The 4,743-nt window shown below is 30.2% G+C and carries 6 protein-coding genes; 2 read left to right on the forward strand and 4 right to left on the reverse strand.

What is annotated here, in order from left to right; translation table 11 throughout:
• A partial coding sequence (locus tag CLV91_RS00030; RefSeq protein ID WP_147406392.1) for a transposase occupies positions 1-777 on the forward strand: 777 nt, incomplete at its 5' end.
• Between the two features lie 239 nt (positions 778-1,016).
• Here the strand turns inward: CLV91_RS00030 and CLV91_RS00035 are convergent.
• The gene (locus CLV91_RS00035) at positions 1,017-1,445 is read right to left on the reverse strand and encodes a GNAT family N-acetyltransferase (RefSeq protein WP_121062745.1); all 429 of its coding nucleotides are present in this window, start codon (positions 1,443-1,445) and stop codon (positions 1,017-1,019) included.
• 47 nt (positions 1,446-1,492) lie between these two features.
• On the reverse strand, positions 1,493-2,356 hold the full coding sequence (locus CLV91_RS00040) for an alpha/beta fold hydrolase (protein ID WP_121062746.1): 864 nt from the start codon (positions 2,354-2,356) through the stop codon (positions 1,493-1,495).
• Positions 2,357-2,417: 61 nt separating this feature from the next.
• On the opposite strand from CLV91_RS00040, the gene CLV91_RS00045 reads away from it, so the two are divergent.
• Entirely contained in the window at positions 2,418-3,041 is a 624-nt protein-coding gene (locus CLV91_RS00045; protein WP_121062748.1) for a TetR/AcrR family transcriptional regulator, read from the forward strand.
• Positions 3,042-3,227: 186 nt separating this feature from the next.
• On the opposite strand, the gene CLV91_RS00050 is transcribed toward CLV91_RS00045, so the two are convergent.
• Complete coding sequence (locus CLV91_RS00050) at positions 3,228-3,989, reverse strand: DUF6090 family protein (protein WP_121062750.1); 762 nt, start codon at positions 3,987-3,989, stop codon at positions 3,228-3,230.
• Positions 3,990-4,040: 51 nt separating this feature from the next.
• Entirely contained in the window at positions 4,041-4,559 is a 519-nt protein-coding gene (locus CLV91_RS00055) for a RidA family protein (protein WP_121062752.1), read from the reverse strand.
• Positions 4,560-4,743: the final 184 nt, after the last annotated feature.

Raw genomic sequence — 4,743 nt, forward strand, 5'->3', positions numbered from 1 at the left:
CTTTACAAAAACAAAGTAGTGGTATCAGTCGTAAACCCATTGTCGATAAAGCGGTTTATACAGATGAAATTGGCTAAAGTAAAAACGGACAAGAGTGATGCGAAGGCTATATGTGAATATGCCCTGATTAATGAAGTTCCTCTTTACAATGCTTTGACTGATACACAGAGTGAGTGTCTACAGTTGTTCCGGTTATTGGATACTTATTTAAAACAACTTACCGCAACTAAGAATAAAATACATGGAGAAGCTGTTTTGGGCATACCCTCAAAGTTTGTTTATCGTTCTTTGATACGTAACAAGAAGCAGCTTAATAAGGAGGTAGCAGCTATCGAATCAAAGATTTTGTCATTGGTAAAAGTGGATCAACAAGAGCAATTGACCTTGTTGACGTCAATACCAGGGATAGGGCAAAAGACTGCATTATTTTTAATAGTTGTAACTGATGGTTTTAACAAATTCGAAACGGCATCACAGCTTTGTAGTTATGTTGGTATAACACCAACCATACGTGAGTCAGGGAGCAGCGTAAGAGGTCGTGCACGAATAAGTAAGGTCGGCAATAGAAAGCTTCGGAATTTATTATTTCTATGTTCCTTTAATGCTTGTAAGCACAACAAGGCTTGCAAGGAAGTTTATGAGCGAATCGTGAACAAAGGAAAGAGTAAGAAACTAGCATTGATAGCAGTTGCCAACAAACTACTTAAACAGTGTTTTGCTATTGCAAAATCTGGTAGACCATATGACGAAACTTACGTTTCAATATTGCCTAGATAAATAGAGCATGATTCGAATAAAAAAAACTCAAAGAATCCCATTTTAGGATCTATGAGCTTAGAATAGTATTGTCTCAGATTAAGGAAGAATTTACTTGTTTTTTACCTCAGTTCTTTGTTGTAAACAGTTTTTATTTCCATATTGGCTTGTTATCTTTTATAATTTTAAAACCCTTATCATAGAATTAACTCACAGATTAGCTATTTAAAGAAGTTAATCAACAGAGTTAAAATTATTATTTAATAATTTCGAGTACTTAATCTCACCACCTTTTCGTTACTTGGTTCATGCATGAATTTAGAAATTATTTTAAATCCATATTTTTTATAGAATGATCTACCAATGATATTCTTTTCGAATACTTCAACTTCAAGGTGGTCATGAAAGTTATTTATATAGTTAACTAATTTAGTTCCTATTCCTTTTGAATGATTATTTGGTAAGACAAAGAGTCCTCCAATTTCATTCCCAATCATACTAATAAAACCTAGAATTCTATTACCCTCGTCATAAACCCAAGTATCAGAACCAGGTATATAAATTTCTTTCATATCGTTTCTTACCTCTTCTTGAAAAGAAGATTCTAGAAAGGGATGTGCTAAGGAGGAAGATTGATTCCATACATCCATTATTTGTTCTAGGTCTTCTTTATTGTGTTTTCTTATCATTTTTTTTGTTTACTTTTTAATTTGTAAAAATTCAAGTTTCATATAATTTAGTTTATCCATTTCTTTATTTTTTGTTGAATAATTGGATGACTGTCCTTGGATGGCATATGTTTTGAGTTTTCTAAAAGGTAGACTTCTTTCAAATTTGAAAATAACTCTTTACTTCTTTTAACTATTTTCTCTCCAGGAAAATAGACATCGTTTTTAGCCGCTATAATATATACTGGAGCTTTAAAATTTTCAATCTCGAATGGTTTTAATATTTTTGGAATTCTTGTGTCCAGTTTTATACCCTTCATCAACGCACTCAACATTCTGTACAGGAAATCGTCATTATCAGGAACAAAAGCATTTAGAAAGGACTTTAAATGTTTTTCGTTTTTAGTAATCTTCCATCTTATTAATGGAAGAGTAAGTTTCTTTGTAGAGTTCCAAATGTCCCCGTTCACAATACCACTAGGCACTACCAAAACACATTTTTCAATTCGTTCTGGTTTGTGAATTATTAGTTTTTCAACAATAAATGCTCCATATGATATTCCAATAACATTTACTTTTTCAAGCTCCAGTTTTTCCAAAACTTCATCCGCCCAAAGTGCAAAAGAATCGTCCTTAATATTCATTACACGTTCTTCACTTTTAGTTGTTTGTCCTATAGTCTCTATAACATAAAAACAATACTCGTTTAGTATTCCTTTAACAGCCTCAAGTGTAATAGGTGCACCAGCGTTAAAACCGTGAAAAAATACTATTTTTTTACCACTAGTGTTACCTGTTTTTACAACTCTTGTTCTACCAAATTTTGTATTGACATCTATATTGGTATAATCAATTTGTAAACTTTTTAATTTTTCATCATACAGATTCATTATATCTGTTTTTGCTTTATTATTCTTGTATATTGATGTCATAATAAATTTATTTATATCAAAGATATTTAAATTAGTCCAAATAGCCTAATTTTATAAAGAAATGAAAACGAAAGATAAAATCATACATACAGCTAGAGAACTTTTTAACAAAAAAGGTTTTAAAAATGTAACTTTAAGAGAGGTTGCTAAGGAACTATCCATAAGCTATGGTAATGTTACTTATCATTTTAAAACGAAGAACCAATTGATTTTACACTTGTATGAAGAAATGCTTTTTGAGACATCAGAAATTATAAGAACTTTTCACTATGATAATCTATTAAAAGGAATATTAGAAGCACCAAAATTCACTTTTAAAATCTCCATAAAGTATTTGTTTTTTTACGTAGATTTTGTTGAAATTAAGCGAAGTTTTACAGAGATTTCTTTAAAATTGGAACAAGACAATACAAATAGGAAAAAAGGATATTTGAGAATTTTACGACAATTACAGATTCAAGGTTTTTTACGAAAGGAATTTACCAATATAGATTTAGATTATTTAATGGATTTAAGTGGTGCAATGCGTACTTTTTTCTTTATAAATCTTCATCCTAAGAATTTTTTAGATACTGATTTAGAAACTAGATATGTAACTTACGTTAATAATTTTATCTTTCCATACCTTACTGAAAAAGGGATGGAAGAGTATAAATCTTGTTTAGAATTACTTTCCGAAGAGTAGCTTTAATGTTCGTAAAGAGACATAGTTTACACAAGTTAAAGATTAGGGTTTAGCACTAAACTTTGCAAGTACACACCAAATTAAAAATCCGCGAGGATTTCCAGAAGTAGGCGAGAACAAGCAATTACTTATAGCTATTGTTGTGCTTTTGTTATTTTTTTTAGTTTCTCAAAGAATTTCATCTCATCAATTGCAGTTTTCAATTAACAAACGATTTAATTCTTCAGCATCCTCTTTAATACCTTTAAGAAGCTCTTTTTCGCGATCACTTCGAATTATATTTAAAATCATAGCATCCTTAATCTTTACAAATAATTCGTTCTTCGGATTTTGTTGCCATTGCGTGCTGGATAATAATCCTTGCAATTCTTCATCAAATAAGTTTTTATATTGTGGTATTTCTTGATATCCAAAATCGGCGAATTTTTCAATTTCAATAACTTTTTGAATATGCGCATTGTCATTAATATCAATGATTTGTAATGCGTTATCTTGTTCTATGTAATGGCTTAAAATTCTGTTTTTTAAAGTTTGATTTCTTAGCGTTTCAAGTTTTCCAGATGAAGTGATATCTAAAATAGCTGGTTTTGTTGTGATGAATTTATAATACCTAAATGTTGGTATAAAATCTTTGAAAATCACTTGTTTATCTTTTTGGATTTTTAAAAGATTTTTCAAAAACCTTTCTGTTCTTTTCAATCGCTTATCTATAGTTACTAATGAACTATCGATATTTCTAATATCTACTTGTAAATCTTCGGCAATTTTACAATAATAAGTTTTTTCTAACTTTAATGATTTGGCATGCTCATTCCAATTATTAATTTGAAGTGCGATAAGTATTCCTATAACTACAAGAAGTATTTCTCCAATTGCATATTTAAAGTACTTTCCAGTTTTTCCTTCTGAAAGTAAATTTTGTCTAATTTTTCGAAAGAATTTTATCATTGGTTATCGGTAGGTTATAATGAATTATAGGTTGTTGTTCTTTCATACTTTTTATTCAGATTTATGTACTTCAAGTTCGATTTCAACCATAAATTCAGGTAATGCTAATCCTTTTACTTCAAGCCAAGAACCAGTCGGAAATCCATTTTTATAAATTTCAGCACGATATGCTGATTTTTCCAGCATTTGAGGCATATCAGTTGTGAAAATGTCTTCTTTTACAACATCGTCAAATGTGCAACCAAAGTGTTTTAATATTTTTCCTAAATCAGCATAACAGTTTTTCATCTGTTGTTCTATATCGCCAATTGCGATTGGATTTCCTTCATCGTCCATACTTACTGCTCCAGAAATTTTAATGCTATTCCCAATTTTCACAGCGTGTGAATATCCGTATGCTTTTTCTACTTCTGGACGCAAGAGAAAATATTCAGGTTTTTCGGATTCAACAATTACTTCTTTATCTGCTTCTTTAGTTTCTTCCTTTTGTTTTTGTTCACAACTTTGGAATACAATAGCCAATGCAAAAAGTGTTGTGAGTAAAGTGAATCGGTTGATTAGTTTTTTCATAATTCTGATTGTTTAGCTACTAAATTAGTCGGTTTTAGGTTTTCCCGTTTTATTATCCGTTTAGTTTTTTCAGCTGTTCGTAAAGAGACATAGTTTACACAAGTTAAAGATTAGGGTTTACACTAAATTAGTTTCTAACCTAGTGGATTGTTGTTTGTTTCTAAGATGTTTTTCATCAAAGTAT

It is taken from the genome of Maribacter vaceletii (assembly GCF_003634105.1).
Taxonomy (GTDB): domain Bacteria; phylum Bacteroidota; class Bacteroidia; order Flavobacteriales; family Flavobacteriaceae; genus Maribacter_B; species Maribacter_B vaceletii.

Bases quoted from the DNA above. Each gene is read 5' to 3' on its own strand.
- CLV91_RS00035 (WP_121062745.1), bottom strand. From the start codon at position 1,445: ATGATAAGAAAACACAATAAAGAAGACCTAGAACAAATAATGGATGTA.
- CLV91_RS00040 (WP_121062746.1), bottom strand. From the start codon at position 2,356: ATGACATCAATATACAAGAATAATAAAGCAAAAACAGATATAATGAAT.
- CLV91_RS00045 (WP_121062748.1), top strand. From the start codon at position 2,418: ATGAAAACGAAAGATAAAATCATACATACAGCTAGAGAACTTTTTAAC.
- CLV91_RS00050 (WP_121062750.1), bottom strand. From the start codon at position 3,989: ATGATAAAATTCTTTCGAAAAATTAGACAAAATTTACTTTCAGAAGGA.
- CLV91_RS00055 (WP_121062752.1), bottom strand. From the start codon at position 4,559: ATGAAAAAACTAATCAACCGATTCACTTTACTCACAACACTTTTTGCA.